This is a genomic window from Pseudoalteromonas sp. BSi20429 (assembly GCF_000238895.1).
Lineage (GTDB): Bacteria > Pseudomonadota > Gammaproteobacteria > Enterobacterales > Alteromonadaceae > Pseudoalteromonas > Pseudoalteromonas arctica.
In genome coordinates this window covers 47,018-67,702 of sequence record NZ_BADV01000046.1, presented here as the reverse complement: position 1 = coordinate 67,702, position 20,685 = coordinate 47,018, and the positions used below count along the sequence as shown (strand labels likewise).

General features: G+C 37.9%; 19 protein-coding genes. 13 read left to right on the top strand and 6 right to left on the bottom strand.

Features of this window, described 5'->3' with window-relative positions; translation table 11 throughout:
* Positions 1-28 precede the first annotated feature (28 nt).
* Positions 29-1,159, top strand: coding sequence for a ribonuclease D (rnd, locus tag P20429_RS09935; RefSeq protein ID WP_007583273.1), 1,131 nt, complete (start codon positions 29-31; stop codon positions 1,157-1,159).
* 152 nt (positions 1,160-1,311) lie between these two features.
* On the opposite strand, the gene minE is transcribed toward rnd, so the two are convergent.
* From minE to minC, 3 genes are read right to left on the bottom strand one after another with little or no spacing between them, the layout of a single operon-like run.
* Entirely contained in the window at positions 1,312-1,575 is a 264-nt protein-coding gene (minE, locus tag P20429_RS09940; RefSeq protein ID WP_004334706.1) for a cell division topological specificity factor MinE, read from the bottom strand.
* A 1-nt stretch (position 1,576) separates the two neighbouring features.
* Complete coding sequence (gene minD / locus P20429_RS09945) at positions 1,577-2,386, bottom strand: septum site-determining protein MinD (RefSeq protein ID WP_007583272.1); 810 nt, start codon at positions 2,384-2,386, stop codon at positions 1,577-1,579.
* 5 nt (positions 2,387-2,391) lie between these two features.
* Positions 2,392-3,096 (bottom strand): septum site-determining protein MinC, encoded by a 705-nt coding sequence (gene minC / locus P20429_RS09950; protein ID WP_007583271.1) that lies wholly within the window; start codon positions 3,094-3,096, stop codon positions 2,392-2,394.
* A 155-nt stretch (positions 3,097-3,251) separates the two neighbouring features.
* Between minC and P20429_RS09955 the strand changes: the two genes are divergently transcribed.
* Both P20429_RS09955 and P20429_RS09960 read left to right on the top strand, forming a co-directional pair.
* Positions 3,252-3,533, top strand: coding sequence for a YcgL domain-containing protein (locus P20429_RS09955; RefSeq protein WP_007583270.1), 282 nt, complete (start codon positions 3,252-3,254; stop codon positions 3,531-3,533).
* A complete protein-coding gene (locus P20429_RS09960; RefSeq protein ID WP_007583269.1) occupies positions 3,526-4,542 on the top strand; it encodes a lytic transglycosylase domain-containing protein in 1,017 nt (338 codons plus the stop codon). The genes P20429_RS09955 and P20429_RS09960 overlap by 8 nt, the downstream gene beginning before the upstream one ends.
* A gap of 40 nt (positions 4,543-4,582) precedes the next feature.
* Here the strand turns inward: P20429_RS09960 and P20429_RS09965 are convergent, their stop codons facing one another.
* Positions 4,583-5,128: a GbsR/MarR family transcriptional regulator gene (locus P20429_RS09965; protein ID WP_010552940.1), complete on the bottom strand. Its 546-nt coding sequence runs from the start codon at positions 5,126-5,128 to the stop codon at positions 4,583-4,585.
* Positions 5,129-5,334: 206 nt separating this feature from the next.
* Between P20429_RS09965 and adhP the strand changes: the two genes are divergently transcribed.
* Positions 5,335-6,345, top strand: a complete 1,011-nt coding sequence (gene adhP / locus P20429_RS09970; protein WP_007583268.1) for an alcohol dehydrogenase AdhP — start codon at positions 5,335-5,337, stop codon at positions 6,343-6,345.
* Between the two features lie 128 nt (positions 6,346-6,473).
* Here adhP and P20429_RS09975 read toward each other — a convergent pair whose 3' ends face one another.
* Together P20429_RS09975 and P20429_RS09980 are read right to left on the bottom strand one after the other, a co-directional pair.
* Positions 6,474-8,894 (bottom strand): TonB-dependent siderophore receptor, encoded by a 2,421-nt coding sequence (locus tag P20429_RS09975; protein ID WP_007583267.1) that lies wholly within the window; start codon positions 8,892-8,894, stop codon positions 6,474-6,476.
* Positions 8,895-9,112: 218 nt separating this feature from the next.
* Positions 9,113-10,390 (bottom strand): amidohydrolase family protein, encoded by a 1,278-nt coding sequence (locus P20429_RS09980; protein WP_007583265.1) that lies wholly within the window; start codon positions 10,388-10,390, stop codon positions 9,113-9,115.
* Positions 10,391-10,544: 154 nt separating this feature from the next.
* On the opposite strand from P20429_RS09980, the gene P20429_RS09985 reads away from it, so the two are divergent.
* The 9 genes from P20429_RS09985 (at position 10,545) to P20429_RS10025 (ending at position 20,678) form a co-directional block, all read left to right on the top strand.
* Positions 10,545-12,386, top strand: a complete 1,842-nt coding sequence (locus P20429_RS09985) for a DUF885 family protein (RefSeq protein WP_007583264.1) — start codon at positions 10,545-10,547, stop codon at positions 12,384-12,386.
* Positions 12,387-12,483: 97 nt separating this feature from the next.
* Positions 12,484-12,996: a YcgN family cysteine cluster protein gene (locus tag P20429_RS09990; RefSeq protein WP_007583262.1), complete on the top strand. Its 513-nt coding sequence runs from the start codon at positions 12,484-12,486 to the stop codon at positions 12,994-12,996.
* On the top strand, positions 12,996-13,508 hold the full coding sequence (locus P20429_RS09995; RefSeq protein ID WP_007583259.1) for an RNA methyltransferase: 513 nt from the start codon (positions 12,996-12,998) through the stop codon (positions 13,506-13,508). Before P20429_RS09990 ends, P20429_RS09995 begins: the two co-directional genes overlap by 1 nt.
* Positions 13,509-13,585: 77 nt before the next feature.
* On the top strand, positions 13,586-14,479 hold the full coding sequence (locus P20429_RS10000; RefSeq protein ID WP_007583257.1) for an ABC transporter substrate-binding protein: 894 nt from the start codon (positions 13,586-13,588) through the stop codon (positions 14,477-14,479).
* Between the two features lie 85 nt (positions 14,480-14,564).
* Complete coding sequence (locus P20429_RS10005) at positions 14,565-15,821, top strand: sugar MFS transporter (protein ID WP_007583255.1); 1,257 nt, start codon at positions 14,565-14,567, stop codon at positions 15,819-15,821.
* Positions 15,822-16,078: 257 nt separating this feature from the next.
* On the top strand, positions 16,079-17,968 hold the full coding sequence (locus P20429_RS10010; RefSeq protein ID WP_007583252.1) for a methyl-accepting chemotaxis protein: 1,890 nt from the start codon (positions 16,079-16,081) through the stop codon (positions 17,966-17,968).
* A gap of 5 nt (positions 17,969-17,973) precedes the next feature.
* Entirely contained in the window at positions 17,974-19,056 is a 1,083-nt protein-coding gene (locus P20429_RS10015; RefSeq protein ID WP_007583250.1) for a GGDEF domain-containing protein, read from the top strand.
* A 13-nt stretch (positions 19,057-19,069) separates the two neighbouring features.
* Complete coding sequence (locus P20429_RS10020; protein ID WP_007583248.1) at positions 19,070-19,684, top strand: DsbA family protein; 615 nt, start codon at positions 19,070-19,072, stop codon at positions 19,682-19,684.
* Positions 19,685-19,925: 241 nt separating this feature from the next.
* Complete coding sequence (locus P20429_RS10025; protein ID WP_007583247.1) at positions 19,926-20,678, top strand: DUF3450 domain-containing protein; 753 nt, start codon at positions 19,926-19,928, stop codon at positions 20,676-20,678.
* Positions 20,679-20,685 lie beyond the last annotated feature (7 nt).

Sequence of the window (20,685 nt, the reverse complement as noted above, 5' to 3'; positions counted from 1 at the left end):
GTGCGCTTTTTTTATTGTAGGAGATTAAGTGCAATACCAATTGATCGAAACCCAAAATCAACTGAACACTTTTGTTGAACAAATAAAAAATAAACCTATTTTAGCTATTGATACTGAGTTTATGCGTCGTCGCACTTTGTATCCAGAAGTTGCACTTATCCAAGTTTTTGATGGTGAGCATTTAGCGCTTATTGACCCATTAGCGGAACTTTCACTATTTGATTTTTGGGAAATACTTAAAGATCCTGCGGTTTTAAAAGTACTGCATTCTCCTTCAGAAGATATTGAAGTTTTTCAAAAGTACGCAGGCTTTGTCCCAGCCCCATTATTTGATACACAATTTGCGTTGCAGCTACTCGGTGAAGGTAACTGTATGGGTTTTGCTCTTATGGTAAAAGAGCTGCAAGGTATTGAAATAGATAAAAGCGAGTCACGCACTAACTGGCTGCAACGCCCGTTAACTAAAAAACAATTAGACTACGCGGCTGCTGATACTTTTTACTTATTACCGTGTTTTGAGCTGATTATCGATCGTATTAATGCCGCTGGCTTCTTTGACATTGTAATAAACGAAAGTGAATTGATTGCCAAAAAACGTGCATTTCAAACACCTGACGAACTTTTATATAAAGATATTAAAAATGCATGGCAACTTAAACCGCACGAACTGGCGGTGTTAAAAGAGCTTGCTGTATGGCGAAGAAATAAAGCTATCAAGAAAAATTTGGCGCTTAATTTTGTGTTAAAAGAACATAACATGACTGAAATTGCCAAACGTGGTCCTTCAAGTTTAAATGCTCTGCGTCAAATTCCAGGGGTTGAAGCTATTGAAGTTAATCGCTCTGGTGTCGATATAATAAAGTGTATTGAAGCTGCTAAAGAAGTCCCAGATGCTCAGCACCCTGATGTACTTAAGCGCTTAATTGATTTTCCTACTTATAAAAAAGTAGCAAAAGATATAAAACAAAAAATCACTAAAGTAGCTAAAGAGCATAATATTCCAGAAGATGTTATGGCTTCTAAAAAGCAAGTCAATCAACTGATTAGTTGGAATTGGAAGCTAACTAATGAGCAAAAACAGAGTCATATAAAGCCTGATTTACTGAGCTCTTGGCGATATACCTACGTTAAAGACGCTTTAAAAGAATGGGATACTTAAGACTAAATATTTTCTTTAACTGTGTAATACTTATCTATAATTTTTGTGTTACATAGTTAAAAGTTTTAGTTGCACGAAGGGGATTAAAACGTAGATATTTAGAAAGTTATTGCGAAAATAAAGAGGGCGCTTATAAAGCGCCCTTTCTTCAATTACTTCTTTTCTTCATCAGGTAGTGTAACGTTTAGCTCAAGTACGGCTAAATCGTCTTCGTTCTGATCAAACTGAACCTGAACTGCATCGGTACTTACGTTCACGTATTTGCGGATCACATCTAAAATGTCTTGTTTTAATTGTGGTAAGTAATCCGGCGTTCCTCGTTGAGAACGCTCGTGCGCGACAATGATCTGCAATCGCTCTTTTGCTAGTGACGCACTGTTTTTCTTTTCTGAGCGGAAGTAGTCAAGTAAAGACACGTTAACCTCCAAAAATCCGTTTAAATAAGCCTTTTTTCTCAACGTCTAAGAAGCGAAAATCGACGGTTTCACCTAGTAAGCGGTTAATTGCATCAGAATAAGCTTGGCCTGCATCAGATTCTGTATCCAATATAACAGGTTGGCCTGAGTTTGAAGCACTTAATACCGCTTGCGATTCAGGAATAACACCTAATAGTGGGATTGACAGAATATCTTGCACATCTTCTACCGATAGCATTTCACCTTTTTCAACACGACTAGGATTATAGCGTGTTAATAGTAAGTGTTCTTTAATGTTTTCTAGGCCTTCTTCAGCACGTTTTGATTTGCTGTGTAAAATACCTAAAATACGATCTGAATCTCGAACTGACGACACTTCTGGATTTGTTGTCACGATTGCTTCGTCAGCAAAGTACATTGCCATCATAGCGCCAGCTTCAATGCCTGCTGGTGAATCACACACAATGTAATCAAAGTCTTCTTTTAATTCGTTTAATACGCGTTCAACACCTTCACGAGTTAATGCGTCTTTATCACGAGTTTGTGAAGCGGGTAGTAAAAATAATTTATCTACACGTTTATCTTTAATAAGCGCTTGGTTAAGGTTTGCCTCACCATTAATTACGTTTACAAAGTCATAAACAACACGGCGTTCACAACCCATAATTAAATCTAAGTTACGTAAACCAATATCAAAGTCGATAATAACTGTTTTATAGCCTTTTAACGCTAAGCCTGTGCCAATTGCAGCACTTGATGTTGTTTTACCAACACCGCCTTTACCTGAGGTAACGACAATTACTTTTGCCATGAGATTTATCCTTTAACCAAAGCTGAAATTTCTAATGATTCGTCTTTTTGTTGTATTTGCACTGCATTTCCCCAATGTTCACCTTGTAGTGAATCACTGATCCAGTAGTTACCATCTATTGAAACCAGCTCGGCCTCAAGTTTTTGGCAAAAAATGTGTGCTTCTTTAAAACCTTTTGCGCCTGCAATAGCGCGACCGCGTAGCGTGCCATAAATATGCACATTTCCATCGGCAATAACTTCAGCACCATGACTAACCGCGCCAAGTACTATCAAATCTCTATCTTTTGCATAAACTTGTTGTCCAGAACGAACTGTACCGCTAATAATTTGCGCTGGTAAATGCACTGTTTTTTCTACAATCGACGTATTAGCCTCTTGTTTAACAGGTTCGCTCTTAACGTCTTGTGAATAATTCAAAACAGATAAGCCAGCAGCTTTAGCTTGTGTATGTTGCTCATCTGAGCCATTACATACACCAACAGCGTTAAAGCTCATACGCTCGATTAATGACTTTAAGTGTACAAAATCAAGTGAACTGTTTTTAATTTCAATTAAATTAACAACAATAGGAGCACCTTCAAAAAACTTAGGGGCCTGGGCTATTTTTATATATAGTTGTTCTGCTAAAAGGTTTATATCAGTACTATAAAGATGCAAAACTGATAACGTAAAAAGATTCCCTTTTAACTCAAAAATTTGGTCCGACATACACGCTCAATTGAATTGTCTGATTAGAAATTAATTTTAGATAAACGTAGGCTGAATAGGGCCTTTATTGAAATTTCTAATCTAATTTTTCTAACTTATTATTACTCTCATGTTATAGTGTGCGGCATTGTTAAGCAAGAATTTATAGGGTCATAATGCTCACTGCAGTATATAAAAGTAAGAAAAAAGCGGATACGTTCTTATTTGTTGAAAAAAGAGATGATTTTGACAAAGTTCCGGAACCTTTAATGGCTATGTTTGGTCAACCTCTTTATGTGATGATCATCAACTTAGCAAAACGTGAGCATTTAGGTGGGTCTGATTTAGAAGCTGTAAAAGGTGCACTAAGTGATCAGGGTTATTATTTACAACTTCCTCCACCGGAACAAAATTTGCTAAGTCAGTTACGAAAAGAAAATGGAGTTGATAGTGATTAAAAAACTTATCGTTATATTATGTGGTGTATGTTTAAGCTCATCTGTGATGGCAAAAACACAGGCCGAATTTCAAGATTATTTAGCAAATTTAAAGCAAGAAGCCATCTCAAAAGGTTACGAAGCAAAACTTATTGATGATGCTTTTGCAACAGCAACATACAAAGAAAAAGTGGTTTCGGCTGATAAAAACCAGCCAGAAGTAAAAGAAACCCTTGAAACGTATTTACCAAAACGCGTACCTCAGTGGAAAATAGACCGCGCCCGCAAGCTTTATGCAGAAAACAAAGATGTACTTGAAAAAGTTGCTAAAGAGTTTGGCGTACAAGCACGCTTTATAGTGGCACTTTGGGGGCTTGAAAGTAACTTTGGTGCTATTCAAGGTGGTCATAATGTTATTTCGTCACTTGTTACACTTGCTTTTGATGGACGCCGAGAAGCGCTTTATAAACGCCAACTTTGGGCTGCACTCGACATTTTAAAATCGGGCCATATCACGCTTGATAAATTTAAAGGCTCATGGGCAGGCGCAATGGGGCAAACGCAATTTATGCCAACTTCATTTAATGCTTACGCGGTTGATTACAATAATGATGGCCGTAAAGATATTTGGACCACAAAAGAAGATGCTTTTGCTTCAATTGCTAACTATTTAAAGCAAGAAGGCTGGAACGACTCTCTTACGTGGGGTCGCCAAGTACAGTTACCTGAAAACTTTGATAGTAAATACGTTTTAGTGCGTGGTACAAAAACGCGCAAGCAGTGGCTAGAATATTGGAATGATTCTGAGCGCTCATTAGCTGATTGGCAAGCACTGGGTGTTCGTAAAGCTGATGGCTCTGATTTACCTAATGTAGACGTACGTGCTGCGCTGGTTATGCCTGATGATATAAATGGCCGTATGTACTTAGCGTACGATAACTACAAAGTGTTTATGCATTGGAATCGCTCGTATTACTTTGCTACTAGCGTAGGTTACTTGTCGGATAGAATTGGTTATCCAAAAATCTAATTATTAAAATATACCTATAAATAAAGCCGCAATTGCGGCTTTATTCTTTTTTGAATATTTTATCTTTTAAGTCAATAACTTTACCAATTCCAGAACCTAGCTTCATCAGCTTATTAAGTTGCTCTGGCGTTAAACGTTGCAGCTCTGATGACCATTTAGTGACGGTTTCAAGTAGGTTGTGAATTTCCCCCATTTGTTTTTGTGCATAAAGCTCATCGTCGTTACTGGCTTCGTCTAATAAGTTATCGCGTAGTAATGTTAAGGTGGGCTCAATTTCGCGCTTTTTACGTTCTTCAAATACGCGATTTGCCATATCCCAAATATCGCCAGCAGGGGCGTAGTACTCTTTTCGATCGCCAGGAATATGCTGCACTTTAATTAATTGCCACGATTGCAACTCTTTAATACCCATGCTTACATTACCGCGAGAAATACTAAGTGCATCTGCAATCTCATTGGCTGTCATTGGATTTTTAGTAATAATCAGCAAACCACACATTTGCCCAATCGTACGATTGAATCCCCAGCGGCTGCCCATCTCACCACAATGCATTACAAAGGCAAAATTCTTTTCGGATAAACTCATAGCTTAGTAACTTTCAGTAATTTCAGAAAGTAAATGCTAGCACGCTCATTTTGGATAGCAAGTTCTTAGCCATTTTATAAATTGATTTTAACGACTAAAGTATGATTTAGATTAATATTCATACATCTATATTGGGATATGTTGTACACAATAATACGTAAATAAATCCTTATTTTTAATTTTTTTTCACATACGATGGAATGACTATGAAAGCTGCAATTAATAATGAATACAAAGGTAAATTACAAATAACAGATCTGCCAATTCCTGAGGTTGGAATAAACGACGTTTTAGTAAAAATAGCCGCTTGTGGCGTTTGCCACACCGATTTACATGCCTGTCATGGTGATTGGCCGGTAAAGCCAAAAATGCCATTAGTTCCGGGGCATGAAGGAGTTGGTGTTATTGATAAAGTTGGAAGCAACATTAAGCACTTAGAAGTTGGCGATAGAGTGGGTATTCCTTGGCTCTATAGTGCATGTGGGCACTGTGAGTTTTGCCTAGATGGTAAAGAAACACTGTGTTTATCGCAGCATAATACTGGCTATTCTATTGATGGTAGTTATGCAGAGTATTGCTTAGCGCATGGTGATTATGTTGTAAAAATACCTGAGGGATTAGGCTTTTCTGAAGCTGCTCCATTATTTTGCGCAGGTGTTACAACCTATAAAGCATTAAAAGTATCTGGTGCTAAACCTGGGCAGTGGGTTGCTATTGTTGGTGTAGGCGGGCTTGGACATTTAGCAGTACAGTACGCTAAAGCAATGGGTTTTAATGTAATAGCTGTTGATACAGGTAAAGAAAAACTCGCGCTTGCTAAAGAGCTTGGCGCAGATATAACACTCGACTTTAAAGAAGTTGTTCCTAGCGAAGCTATTTTTGAACAAGTAGGTGGCGCGCATGGCGTTGTGTGTACTGCGGTATCTAAAGCTGGGTTTGAACAAGCTTATAAGAGTGTACGCCGTGGCGGTAAATGTGTATTAGTGGGATTACCTCCAGAGGATATGCCGCTTCCTATTTTTGATACTGTGCTTAATGGCGTGTCAGTAGTGGGCTCTATTGTTGGTACACGTAAAGATTTGCAAGAATGCTTGGAATTTGCAGCGCAAGGTAAAGTAAAAGCGATTATTGAAGAAAAACGCTTAGAGGACATTAACGAGATTTTTGATGATATGCTCAAAGGTGAAATTAACGGTCGCATAGTGGTTACTATTTAATTTAGATTAAGTATTTATAAAACACAAAAAAGCACGGCTTCTAAATTAGAAAACCGTGCTTTTTAAGTATTTAATTAACCTGAGCTCTGGTTGAGATAGATTTATTATCCAGAGTTCAGGTTAACTAGTTAAAGTGTATAACTAAAACTTAGTTTTGCATTACGCTCTTCGCCTGGCATACCACCTAAAAACATTGCTTTCGAGTAATACTTTTTATTAAACAAGTTATTTAAGTTTAACTGCATATGCCATTTATCAGTTGTATACGATACAGCTGTATCGTATATCGTGTAACTTGGTACATATCCATCTGGAATCGAGAATGAACTTGAATTAGTACTTCTGTTATCTACAAATGTAATACCACCACTTATATTTACAGCTTCAGGTAAGTTAAACATATCTGCGTAATAAGTTACCCACGTGCTTGCTGTTACGTAAGGCACACCTTTTTGGCGTGTGTCGTAACTGCTGCTGTTAGGATTACTTTTGTCACGTGCATCTTGATAAATACCGTTTACGTTTACTTTCCATTTATCATTTAAGTAAGCGTTTAAATCAAGTTCAATACCTGTTGTTTCTTCTTTACCATCATAATAGCTTTCAGGTACATTTGAGCCTGATGTTAAAGCGTCATAAAGCGGATTTGCGTATTCTAAATTAGTACGAGAGCTTTCGAATATAACAACAGAAGCTAGTAGTTGATCATCAAACGCTTTAAATCTAAAACCTAAATCGTTACTCATTGATTCAGAATCTTCTCTGTCTGCTTCATTACCAGCAACAGATCCCAATACACTATACGCTGTACGACCTTTTGAATGATTTACAAATACAGATAAATCTTCAGATGGCTGATACGTCGCACCCAGGTTATACGTTAAGCCAGAATCTGATGTACTCGCTTCAGGTGTTGGCTCTGCGCGGCTTGAGCTATAGCGTTCATCTACACCAAAGTGCTCGTAAGTTTGCTCAATGCGGTTATATGCTACACCAATACGCGTTGTAAGCTCTTCAGTAAGATAACCAACATGTTGAATGCCTAAGCCCCATGCTTGTACTTTTTTATTGTAGTCGCTGGTTTTAAGTGGATCGAAGTCATCAAAGCTGCCAGATGGCCAATTTGGTTCTCTTATATCGTAAATATACGGCAATGAACCTTGGTACGTTACATCACCATCATTGTTTGTGAGTACGTAATCTTGATCCCATATTGAGAATTGTTTAAAACGAATATCTCTATCTTCGTAGTTTGCGTTAACAAGCAATTCGTTATCTACGTCGCCTAACATAAAGTCATAACGTAAATCTAAAAAGTACTGCCATGATTTTTCATCTGCTTCTACTTGGCGGTATTCTTGGCGGCGTGCTGCATACGGATAAAGTACACCATCTTCAACTAACGGAGCACGTGGGTCATTATTTATAATTCCATCACGAGTAGAGTAAACGTAGTTATAAGCACCTGTTTGGCGCGCAAAACTAGATGTGTAGTTACGGTACTGTAGTTGCTGGTTTAAAAACAAATCGTCAGTAATGTAATAGTTATGCGTTAATTTAAAACGCAGTTCTTCACCTTCGTTAGCATCAGCCATTGGTGAAATAATACCATTTGTGCCAAAGCTATAAGGTGTTAATCCATCAGATGCAGATAGCGAATTAGCAAGTTGGTCGCGTTGTGCATCACTTAACTGTACGCCGCTTCCTGTCGGATCGTTTACTAAATCGGCACCGGTTACTTCACCCGCGCTTAAACCATTTGCAGTTTCTGCATTGTAAATACGAATAGGGTGACCAATAGAATCAACCGCTATTTCATCTTTTATATATGCTGCAGAAAGCATGATGTTTTGTCTGTCGTTTAGCACGTATTTAAGCGAGGTATAAATTTCATCGCGATCTTCTTTTAAATCGCGAAAGCCGTCACTTGACGCTGTTTTAGCCATTACACGATAGGCCAAGTCATCTGTTATAGCGTTAGTGCTATCAAACGATAATGAATAGCTATCCCACTGGCCAAGCTCCGCCGATACTTTGTGTTTTTCTTCAAACTCTGGCTTTTTCTCAATTAGGTTAATTACGCCACCCGCACTACCAATGCCATATAAACCTGTTGCTGGGCCTTTTAAAACCTCAACAGATTCAACATTTGTAAGTGAACGAGTTGGGTTGAATGTATTACCCAGGCCTGCACCACCATACATACCATCGTAGGTGTAGTTTGCATCTAAACCACGAATTACTAAGTTATCACCAATACCGTAGTTATTACCTGCTTGTGTTAAACCACTTACGTTTCTAACTAAATCTTGTAGGCTATCTACACCTTGAGATTCAATAAGTTCACGGTCAATAATCACAACCGGTGCAGGTGTTTCCATTAAAGACATGTCTGATTTAGTAGCAAGACCTGAGCTCATCACCACGCGGTTTTGTTTTTCGTATACGCTGATGCGTTCAATATCAGCATCAACTTGTGTATTTTGGGCAAATGCCATATTTGCATTTAAACAAGCAAGAGTAATAAGAGAGTACTTAAACGTTTTCATAGAGTGATAACTATTCGCGTTATTGAATTTGCGCGAATGATAATGGTTATTGTTTTTAAAGTGAATAGAAAGTTCATTTTATTTGATTAAATAAAACTGTTCGGATAATTAATAAACAAAGTTAAGCCTATAAAAGGTACGTTGTACCTTTTATAGGATGTTAGAGGTGGGTGAGGGGTTTATTAAGGCTAAGTAAGCTCAGCCTTAATAGCGTGTATTTACAATTGGTTTTTATAAACAACACCTGCTTTCATTACGAAGGGTACTGACTCTAAGGTTTTAATGTTTTTAAGAGGGTTTGCTTTTACAGCAATTATATCAGCAGCAAATCCGGTTTTAATTTGTCCTAACTGAGTATCCATTTTTAATAACTTAGCGCTATTAATAGTGGATGCTTGAATGGCTTGTAGTTCTGTCATGCCAAATTCAACCATGCGGCTAAACTGTTTTGCATTATCTCCGTGCGGGTAAATTGCTGCATCCGTTCCAAAGACCATTTTAACGCCCGCTTTTACAGCACGGCTAAAGCTATCACGTTGCCTTTTTGATACTTGGCGTTCTTTATTTAGATTTTCTTCGTCAACACCATTTTGCTCGCCATAAGTCAAAGTGTATTCGGTGTTATAAATATCCATAGAAAGCCAAGTTCCATGCTCTTTGGCAAGGGCTATGGCCTCGTCATCTAAAAAGCTGGCGTGCTCTACGCTATCAACACCTGCTTTAATGGCTGTTTTAATCCCGCTTGTACCGTGTGCATGAGCTGCAACAGGTAAATCTCGCATATGGGCTTCATCAACGATGGCTTTCATTTCTTCAAAAGAATACTGCTGTGCACCTACTTTAGTCCCTTTTGAAAATACTCCACCTGTGGCGCAAAACTTAATAGCGTTTGCCCCGTATTTAATGTTTTCGCGTACTTTTATACGCGCAGCCCATGGACCGTCTGCGACGCCACTTGAAGTATATTTTAGCTCAGGAGGTAATCGGTTGTTATCACAGTGCCCGCCGGTAATTCCGAGTGATGGCCCCGCAGCCCAAATACGAGGGCCAACTATGTCACCCGCATTTATGCCGTCACGCACCGCTATAACGCTGTAACCTTCTGCGCCAACATTACGAACTGTTGTAAATCCGGCTTCTAAGGTTCTTTTAGCAAAATGAGCCGCTTTAATTGCCATTCTAGGAACTGACTGGCCTAAACGTTCACTGCGTGGAACCGTCGGATCGCTTGTTAAATGCACATGCATATCCATTAAACCTGGCATAAGGGTTAAATCAAGTAGTTGAATATGTTTATCATCTTTAGTCAGCGTTGGTTTTTTATTTTGTTCAATGTTTGTAATTACGCCATCATCAATAGTAATCAAGGGCGATTTAATGAGTTTGCCATCTTCCACATTAACCATGGCTTTAGCCGATAGGTATGTAACGGCATGGGCATTAAAAGTAGTTAAACAAAGTAAGGCAATAGAGGTGCTGAGTAGTTGTTTTTTCATTTTATTTTTCTTTTAAATCATATTTGAATTAATAGAAATGTAACAAGCTCAGATAAAAGTGCAAATTTAATACGATGAACGCAATCTATCGTAATTACTTTATTAAGTAAGGCTTAATGCGCATAATCAAAAAACGATATTAAAAAGGATTATCATGAAATCAATTAAATTAGCATTAGTTGCCAGTGGCGTTATGTTTGCTTTAAGTGGCTGTATGAATACTGAGCTTAGTACACACACTAATACCAGTTCGCAGTTAAATACCGTTAACGCATCGGCAAGTATTGTTTCAGAGCTTTCAGCAGAGCAACAACTCGATGTACTTGTTGCACAGTATTACGATGAATCGCTTACATATAGCCCTATCAGCGCAACGTACAATGGTCGTAACGAGTTTAACGATCAATTCACGCCTGTAATTTCAAAAGAAAATAGAGCTAAAAAAGCGGCTTTTTATAAAAAATATCAACAGCGTTTAAACTTTATAGATAAGGCACAGTTAACAGGGCAGTCGCTTTTAAGTTTTGAAATATTAGAGCGCGACCTTGCACTTAAATTAGAAGGCATGCAGTTTCCTGATTATTTACTACCAATTAACCAAATGGCGGGTGCGCATAACACCTTTGCAGGTTTTGGTTCAGGTCAAAGTGCTCAGCCGTTTAATAGCGTTGAAGATTACACGACTTTTATGTCGCGCAGCGAAGGTTTTGTAAAGTGGCTTGCCAGTGTAGAGCGCTCAATGGCACAAGGCATTAAACTAGGTATTACGTTACCAAAACCACTTGCTGAAAAACTGCAGCCACAATTTGCAGCTCATGTAGTTAAAAATGCCGAAGACTCACTATTTTGGGGACCAATTAAAAAATTACCAGAATCGTTTAGCGCACAGCAAAAGCAAAAAATCACAGCGCAGTATCGTCAATTGATTATGAAGCACTTAGTACCTGCTTATAAAAGCATGAGTGACTTTCTAGCTAATCAGTATATTGCAAATAGCCGAGAAAGCGTTGGTTATAGTGACTTACCAAACGGTAAAGCATGGTACGAATACCAAATTAAGAAAAACACGACGCTTAGCTTATCTGCAGATGAAATTCACGACATTGGTTTAAGTGAAGTGTCGCGTATTTTAAGCGAAATGAAAAAAGTAAAAGAAACCGTAGGCTTTAAGGGTGAGTTATCTGAATTTTTTGACCATTTACGCGATTCAGATGAATTTTACTACGACACGCCCGAGGAGTTAATTGCGGCATATGAAAACGTTAAGAAAAAAATAGACGCGCGCTTGCCTCTGCTTTTTAACATCGCACCCAAAGCACCTTACGTTGTAAAAGCGGTTGAAGCATACAGAGCACAGTCTGCAGCAGGTGCATCATACGCATCTCCGGCGCCTGATGGCTCTCGCCCTGGTATTTTTTATATCAATGCTTACAACTTAAAAGCGCAGCCTAAATTTTTACTCGAAACTTTATCGATTCACGAAGCAGCCCCGGGCCATCACTTTCAAATAGCACTTCAGCAAGAAATAGAGGGCTTACCTGATTTTCGCAAATTTGGTGGTTACACTGTGTTTGCAGAAGGTTGGGCGCTTTATGCAGAAAGCTTAGGCAAAGAGCTAGGTTTATTTACCGACCCTTATATGTGGTACGGACGTTTATCAGACGAGCAATTACGCGCAATGCGTTTAGTGCTTGATACTGGTTTTCATGCAAAAGGGTGGACGCGTCAACAAGGTATAGACTACATGCTTGCAAATTCGTCTATGGCTAAAAGTGATGTAATTGCTGAAGTAGAGCGCTATATAGCATGGCCAGGCCAAGCGCTTTCTTACAAGTTAGGGCAATTTAAAATTCAAGAATTACGTGATTTTTCTAAAAAAGAACTCGGCAATAAATTTGATATTAAAGCGTTCCACACGCAAATATTAATTGATGGCGCATTGCCAATGCCAATCCTTGAGGAAAAAATTAAGCGTTGGGTTAAATCTCAAAGCTAATTTGTAGCGCAAAGCCTGTACTTTGAAAGGGTATTGGCTTTGCGCCATTTACAGCAATACGGTAGAATGCGCGCTCTTTAGGGGGCACGAGTAAACTATGTTTGATCAACAATTAGCAAATACACAATTTTGGCTTAAAAAAAGCTTAAGCGACATGAGTCAAAACGAATGGGAAGCCATTTGTGATGGATGCGGAAAATGTTGTTTAAATACGTTTATTGATAGCGAAGACGAAGACGAATTTACCGCCACCGATCAGTTACGCGAAGGTGAGCAATTAATATTTACTAATATTGTATGTCAGTATCTTGATAACAACACCTGTGGTTGTAGCGAGTACGAAAACCGCCAAACGCTTGTTCCTTCTTGTGTAAAACTTACAAAAGAAAACCTTAAAGACATCTTTTTTATGCCACAAAGCTGCAGCTACCGTCGTTTACATGAAGGCCGGGGTTTGGCTTCTTGGCACCCATTATTAAACAGTGGCGATAAAACAAAGATGCATCAGCTAGGTATTTCTGTAAAAGACAAAACAGTAAAAGATTGCGATGTAAAGCTAGACGACTTTGATTTATACATTGCAGAGTGGCCAACAAAGGACGCTGAGTAATGAGCAAACAACAAGCGGTAATTGGTTTAATCAATCCTAAAAGCCCGACTAATGTTGGCGGTGTATTGCGTGCAGCAGGTTGTTACGACGCCAAACAAGTGTTTTTTACCGGTAATCGTTACTTAAACGCTAAAAAGTTTCATACCGATACTAAGAACGCACTTGAGCGTATCCCTTTAACTGAAACTAATAGTTTAGAAGCGGTAAAACCTGAGGGCGCAACCGTTGTTGTTATTGAGCTTATTGAAGGTGCAACACCTTTACCTGAGTTTAAGCATCCTGAAAATGCGTTCTATGTTTTTGGCCCTGAAGATGGCTCTGTGCCAAAAGACGTTTTAAAGTGGTGTGATGAAGTGGTATATATTCCAACTATTGGCTGTATGAACTTGGCGGCTACCTGTAATGTTGTTTTGTATGATCGCTTAGCTAAATTAGGCGGCGTTGAGAGTAGTGACGATACTATTATTAGCTCTCGTGATACAAACAATAAAATGAGGTGGCAAAAAAGCTGATTAGTTAAGGTTTATTTGTGCAAAAATGTTAGTTTTAGCTAAACTTAAAACATTATAAATCATAAATAGATACTAAAATGCGCTGGTTTTATTTTATATTATTACTGACAAGTAGTAATTGTTTTGCTGAAACATCAGTTGAGTATTATCAAAATGGTACTCAACATGTTTTAACTGGACATTATCACAAATCAGGAGTGCTCTATGAAGCGAAAAAACCCAAACAAACACTCCATTTAGCCACACTCGATTGGCCTCCTTATATTGGTAATAATTTATGTAATAAAGGCTGGGTTTATCAATTTTCAATTGCCTTGTTAAATAGTAAGGGCTACAGCGTATATATTGAATTTTTGCCTTGGGCAAGAGCTGTACGAAATGTAGAACTAGGCAAAGCTGATATATTAATGCCTGAATATTTTATAGAAGATACAGCCCCCTCCGATTATGTTAATGGTAAAACACGTCGAGAATTACTCGGTTTATCTAATTCGTTTAAAGGTGGCGAAATTGCATTTTTAAAAAGGAAAGGCGATACAGACCGTTTCACTGGAAACTTAAAATCGCTTAAAGGGCAAAAGATTGGTGTTGTTCGTGGGTATCAAAATACGCCTGAGTTTGATGCTATGATGGACAATGCTGAGTTTGAAGTTATTACCTCTGTTGATGATTTACAGCTTGTTCAGCTTCTGGTTGCTAAACGTGTTGATTTGATTATAGGCGACCCTCAAGTTCTTAAATTCTCTGTAACTTATTCTTCTTTAACTAAACCTGAAAAACAATCTTTGCTTTCTTCTATTGAGCAAGAAAGCATTCCTCTGCAATACAACCCTTTATATTTTGCTATTAGTAAGCTTACACCTAAATGGCTTTTAGTCTTAGAGGATATAAATGAAGGGCTTTATCAGTTTCATAATAGTGGCGAGATAGACCGTATTATCAATACGACAAATACTCAATGCAAGCCATAAAATTGGAACGTTCCTTTGTTGCGCTGACTAATTTATATATAAACATGTAGAATCGTTTTCAACTTGTTAATGGAGTGAAAATGACGTGAGTGAAATAAATACAAATCAATCATTCGCGGTCAACGAACAGCCAAATAAAAATTATCTGTTTCCACTGACTGCAATGACGACCCTATTTTTTTTATGGGGTTTTATTACTGTTTTAAACGATGTACTAATACCACGATTAAAAGGCGTATTTGATTTAAGCTTTTTTGAAGCGATGCTAGTACAGTTTTGCTTTTTTGGTGCTTATTTTATTGTTTCTATCCCTGCGGGGATTTTAGTTAAGCAGTTTGGTTATAAAAAAGGGATTTTAACTGGTTTAATTGTAGCTTCAATTGGGTGCATGTTGTTTTATCCTGCTGTTGTAGTACATGAATATTGGCTATTTTTGAGCGCTTTATTTGTACTTGCCGCTGGTGTAACGGTGCTTCAGGTTTCTGCCAATCCTTATGTTGCTGCTCTTGGGAGCGAAAAAACAGCTTCTTCTCGTTTAAATTTGGCACAAGCACTTAATGCGCTTGGTACTACCGTTGGGCCTTATGTAGGTGGTTTATTATTTTTTGGTACAGCAGGTAGTCTAGCTGCTTCTGCAGCAACTGCTGAGTCTGTAAAAGTGCCTTATTTAATGCTCGCTGGTGCCTTATTACTTATCGCTATTATATTTGCCTTTATAAAGCTTCCAGAAATTGAAGCCCATAAAGAGGAAAATAATGCTGCAGTAGAATCTCGTTCATTAACTCAAGCACCGCACTTAACTATGGGTGTACTTGCTATATTTTGTTATGTAGGTGGGGAGGTTGCCATTGGCAGCTTTTTAGTTAACTACTTTGGTGAGGCGCACATAGCAGGACTTGAAGAGCATACTGCGGCTGCACTTATTAGTTATTACTGGGGCGGGGCAATGGTAGGGCGTTTTATTGGCTCTGTATTATTACAAAAAATAGCGCCTTCTAAGGCGATCGCATTTAATGCATTTAGTATTATTGCGCTATTGCTGATCACCATTTTTACTCAAGGTGACGTCGCTTTATATTCAGTATTGGCAATTGGTTTATTTAACTCAATTATGTTCCCGACTATATTTTCAGTTGCAATCGAGCGACTAGGATCATTGACCAGTAAGGGTTCTGGTTGGTTGTGCTTAGCTATTGTAGGTGGTGCACTTGTACCATTACTGCAAGGGTTTATAGCTGACACAGTAAATATACAGCAAAGCTTTTTTGTTCCAATGCTATGTTATGTATTTATTGCATGGTATGGATTAAATGTTGTTCGCTTAGCAAATAAGTGGAAATAACAGACTATACAAGAGTGACTGAATACGTATTCAGTCACTTATAAAGCTACATTTAATAGGAACGTTCCATAAGTAATTAATACGAGTCACAATTTATTTCAATATTAGTCAGTTATCCCCTACAGCCTTTTGTTTTTTAATCCTTTATCCTTATTTTTATACAATAACCTAGTCACAAGCCTTATTTATTAGGACATTTAGCTAAATTTTTGCTAAAACTGTATGGATAATAAAGATAAATAATAAAAAGGATGTATATGCTTAACTCGTTGAAATTTACTTCCAAAGTGACGATTGCAGCCTCTTTAATTTTGGTTTTGGTGCTAGGGTTATTTACTTTTAATAACTACATTGCGATGCGCAAGCAAACCGAGCAGCAGTTAAGCCTAGTATTACAACAAAATTCCGAATCTGTTTCACAAAATATAGCGAGTTGGTTAAATGCAAAGTTGGCGATTGTTATATCAATTGCTAAAACCCATAAAGCTAATGATTCTAAAGCACTCACCCTTTCACAATTAAATACTGCAGAGCTTGCCGGAAGCTTTAAAAATACGTATATAGGTAAATCCAGCGGCACGTTTATATTAAAAGATCAATCAGTCGTTTTACCTGCTGATTTTGATGCGACCTCTCGCCCTTGGTACAAATTAGTCGAAAACAAATCAAATACCGCTTTTACAACTCCCTATATTGATGTAACAACTAACGAGCTTACAATTTCAGCGGTAGTACCCATGCTACAAAATGGCCAGTTTAGCGGCGTTGCAGGTGCCGATATTGATATGCAAACCGTGACTAAAATTATTAACGATATTGATTTTTTAGGTCTCGGTTATGGTTTTTTACTCGATAACAAAGGTCAAGTGTTAAGCCATCCTAATGCTAAGTTAAACTTAAAAAATACATCAGACATTTTTGGTACTAATACGCCCTTGCAAAGTGAGTTTACCCAATACGAGATCAACGGAGAGTCTAAGCTTATTTCGTTTACAAAAATCAGTGGTATTGAAAACGTAGATTGGTACCTAGGTGTTGTCATAGATAAAGATAAAGCGTATGTCAGCGTTTCTAACTTTGGCCAAACTGCGGCTGTTTTTATGGTGATAGGGATCATTACTATCATTATTATGATGCAGCTTTTATTACGCTATTTAATGCAGCCTATGAACCGTTTAAACGATGCCATTAAAGATATAGCACAAGGCGAAGGCGATTTAACAAGGCGCTTAACCGTTGAAAATGATGATGAGTTTGGCGACTTAAGCCATTCATTTAATATTTTTATCGAAAAAATTCAGCATTCAATAGAGCAAGTAAAAGAGTCCACAGAGCAATTAGATACAGCAATTGAGAGCTTGGTATCACAAACACATTCATCGCTGTCTATGTATGATGATCAAAGTAAACGAACCGATAGTGTTGCAGCGGCTATTAACCAGTTTTCAGCTACATCAATGGATATTTCAAATAATGCAGAGAGTGCATCGCAGCTTGCTAAAAATGCAGATGAGCACTCAACACAAAACCAAGAAGCATTAAGTCACAGTGTTACAACCATCCACCAGCTTTCAGCTAATATGGAGAAAGCTCAGCAAACTATAAACAGTTTAAATACGCATACAGCCAGTATTGGGCAAGTGCTTGAAGTTATTAAAGGTGTAAGCGAGCAAACTAATCTATTGGCACTAAATGCAGCAATAGAAGCCGCTAGAGCAGGAGAGGCAGGACGCGGTTTTGCCGTTGTAGCAGATGAAGTACGCCAATTAGCACACCGCACTCAACAATCAACGCAAGAAATTGAAGACACGGTGAGCCAGTTACAAAAAGGCTCAAACCTTGCTGTAGAGCTTATGAAAACAAGCCTTCAAGACAGTGAAAAAAGCGTACAACAAGCAGATGCCGTCGGCAATTTAATGAGTCATGTTATACAAGCTATTAAGCAAATTAACGATGCAAATCATTCTGTGGCCAGTGCAACAGATGAGCAAAACCAAGTCGTTAAGTTATTAGATACTGATATTCAAACAATTAGTGCGCTTTCTATACAAGGCAAGGCTAACTTAAATGACACACTTAACGAATGTACCAAACTAAAACAGCAGTTTAGTGCCTTAGAAAATATGGTTCAAAAGTTTAAAGTATAAAATTAATGACTAAAAAAAATGTGAATAAACCAAATTGGCTCAGTCTAATAAATATCGACAGTGTTTATAGCTCAGACATGCAACGCAAAGCGTTTTCTTTATTTACCATGATTGGGATATCAATTGTGGTGATTGCTGTATTAGTGTTTTTGAATTATAAGGTTTACTCACCGATACTCACTGCTTCATTAATTATCGTTAACATTACAAATATAAGCTGTTCTATCTACTTTATAAGAACGGGTAATCTTCAAGTAGTGGCATTAATAAGTATGAGCATTGTGTGCATGATGTTTGTTGCACTTGTTTATACCGGTGGTAAAGACAACACCGCGCTATATTGGCTAATGTTTTATCCTGTAGTGACGTTTGCATCTTTAGGGGTCAGATTAGGTGCTTGGTTAGGTTTTACTTTACTGTTTTCTTGTATTGTTATTTTATACAGCCCTGATTTTGGTCAAGTTAGCTATGGCGACGTAGAAAAAACACGATTTATAGCGTCCTTTTCTATGGTGTTTTTATTCTCATTTATTGGTGAGTATTTTAGGCATAAAAGCCACATGGCTATTGCCGATATTACGCTCGAGCAAAAACAAGATGCTTATACCGACCCCCTTACTGGTATAGCAAACAGACGTTTTATTACCTCTCATTTTTTAAAGCTTGCCCAAACACGCCCAGAGCAGTACTTACCTTTTTCAATTTTGTTAATTGATTTAGATAACTTCAAGTCTTTAAACGATACGCATGGTCACGATTTTGGTGATACGGTATTGATTGAATTTACCAAGCTCCTTGAATCTCAGTTTTTGGCAACTGCGTTAAAGGCCCGTTATGGCGGTGAGGAGTTTGTTGTTATTTTACCGCAGGTTACTGTTTCTACAGCCACTGTAATAGCAAACAAATTTCGAGAGGCTGTTGCAGGGCACGTTATATTTACTGATGACAAGCAGCGTATTTCAATCACCTGTAGTATTGGTATTTCCCAAGTAAATAAAGTAACTGATTATGATGATTCGTTAAAACAAGCTGATGAAGCTCTTTATAGTGCAAAGGCTGCTGGTCGTAATAGTGTCGTCTCGAACTAGTTGAAGGATTAATATGTCTCAAAGTAAATTAATATATGTTCATGACCCAATGTGTAGTTGGTGTTGGGGTTACTCACCAACCTGGCTTAAGCTAAAATCAGAGCTTGCTGGTAAAGTAGCAATTGAATATAAAGTAGGTGGATTAGCACCTGATAGTCAAGACCCAATGCCGCAAAATATGAAAGAGATGCTTGAGGGTACTTGGCATAAAATTTCAGCGCAGTTAGGTACGCAATTTAATTATAACTTTTGGCGCGATTGCCAGCCAAGGCGTTCAACGTATCCCGCATGTAGAGCCGCACTTATAGCGCGTAAAGCGGATAAAGAAGCTCAAATGGTGGCTGCAATTCAAAATGCTTATTACCTAAATGCGCAAAACCCGTCAGATGAAAGTACATTAATTAGTTTGGCTGAAAAGATTGGCTTAGATAAAAATGAGTTTACTGCGCAGCTAACGTCAAGCGAGCTTAATGATGAATTTAATGCTGAGTTATCCTTTGTTCGTACACTACCAATCCAAGGTTTTCCCTCACTAGTGCTTATTAAAGGTAATAAAGCATACCCAATTGAAATAAATTACACTGATTGGCACTATTCTCTTAATCAAATTAATTCAATTTTAAAATAACCCAGCCTGTTTATAGGGCATTTGGTTAACAAATGCTCTTATCATCTTAAAAACCCCCTCGTAAGTCTTAATTATTACCACTGTCATAAAAGCGACTTTTTTGCGCAACATCCTTGTCATGTTTCATCTATAAACTCCTGCTCATTGAAATTATTAAGTCATAAATTATTTATATAACAAAGTTTATGACCTAAAAAAACAAACTAGCAAATCCGCTAACTAACGAGTAAAGGTGTATGCGATGAAAGGCGTTAAACCATTAATCTTAGCTGGTATTGTGGCCGCAAGTGCAGCAGTACACGCAAACGATTTAGATAAGGTTATTGATAAAAGCAGTGAAATTAATAAATCAGCTGCGCAATCACAAACAAAAATAGACAAGATTGCAGATTCAATGCAAGGACGTTTACAGCAATTTAAAACCCTCAATAAAGAAATTGACGGTTTATCTGTTTACAACGCTCAGCTAACTAAACAGTTAAATAATCAAGTAGAAGAGATGGAATCTTTAAACCTGTCTATGGATCAGGTTTCTATTATTGAACGTCAAATTACGCCGCTAATGCTTAGAATGATTGAAGGCCTTGAGCAGTTTGTATCTTTAGATATTCCATTTTTAGCTGATGAGCGCACTAAGCGTGTTACATCTTTAAATGAAATGATGAATCGTGCAGATATCAATTCAAGTGAAAAATTTCGCCGTGTACTCGAAGCCTATCAAGTAGAAGTAGACTACGGGCGCACTATTGAAGCCTATACCGCACTTTTAAACGTGGATGACAAAGAGCGTGAAGTCGATTTTTTACGCATTGGCCGTTTAGAGCTTATTTACTTAACACGCGATGGTAAAAAAGCAGGTAGTTGGAATGCAGATACAAAATCATTTGAAGCATTACCAGACTCTACAATAAGCCAAATTAATAAAGGCTTACGTATTGCGCGTAAGCAACTTGCCCCAGATATGTTAACTCTGCCAGTACATGCAGCAGAATAAGAGGTTA

Excerpts from the sequence above, each read along its gene's own strand:
- P20429_RS09965 (WP_010552940.1), bottom strand. The coding sequence starts at position 5,128 with ATGAGTTTATCCGAAAAGAATTTTGCCTTTGTAATGCATTGTGGTGAG.
- P20429_RS09995 (WP_007583259.1), top strand. The coding sequence starts at position 12,996 with ATGAGCAAACAACAAGCGGTAATTGGTTTAATCAATCCTAAAAGCCCG.
- P20429_RS09975 (WP_007583267.1), bottom strand. The coding sequence starts at position 8,894 with ATGAAAACGTTTAAGTACTCTCTTATTACTCTTGCTTGTTTAAATGCA.
- P20429_RS09980 (WP_007583265.1), bottom strand. The coding sequence starts at position 10,390 with ATGAAAAAACAACTACTCAGCACCTCTATTGCCTTACTTTGTTTAACT.
- P20429_RS10025 (WP_007583247.1), top strand. The coding sequence starts at position 19,926 with ATGAAAGGCGTTAAACCATTAATCTTAGCTGGTATTGTGGCCGCAAGT.
- P20429_RS10000 (WP_007583257.1), top strand. The coding sequence starts at position 13,586 with ATGCGCTGGTTTTATTTTATATTATTACTGACAAGTAGTAATTGTTTT.
- minD (WP_007583272.1), bottom strand. The coding sequence starts at position 2,386 with ATGGCAAAAGTAATTGTCGTTACCTCAGGTAAAGGCGGTGTTGGTAAA.
- adhP (WP_007583268.1), top strand. The coding sequence starts at position 5,335 with ATGAAAGCTGCAATTAATAATGAATACAAAGGTAAATTACAAATAACA.
- P20429_RS10010 (WP_007583252.1), top strand. The coding sequence starts at position 16,079 with ATGCTTAACTCGTTGAAATTTACTTCCAAAGTGACGATTGCAGCCTCT.
- minC (WP_007583271.1), bottom strand. The coding sequence starts at position 3,096 with ATGTCGGACCAAATTTTTGAGTTAAAAGGGAATCTTTTTACGTTATCA.
- P20429_RS09985 (WP_007583264.1), top strand. The coding sequence starts at position 10,545 with ATGAAATCAATTAAATTAGCATTAGTTGCCAGTGGCGTTATGTTTGCT.
- P20429_RS10020 (WP_007583248.1), top strand. The coding sequence starts at position 19,070 with ATGTCTCAAAGTAAATTAATATATGTTCATGACCCAATGTGTAGTTGG.
- P20429_RS09990 (WP_007583262.1), top strand. The coding sequence starts at position 12,484 with ATGTTTGATCAACAATTAGCAAATACACAATTTTGGCTTAAAAAAAGC.
- P20429_RS09955 (WP_007583270.1), top strand. The coding sequence starts at position 3,252 with ATGCTCACTGCAGTATATAAAAGTAAGAAAAAAGCGGATACGTTCTTA.
- P20429_RS10015 (WP_007583250.1), top strand. The coding sequence starts at position 17,974 with ATGACTAAAAAAAATGTGAATAAACCAAATTGGCTCAGTCTAATAAAT.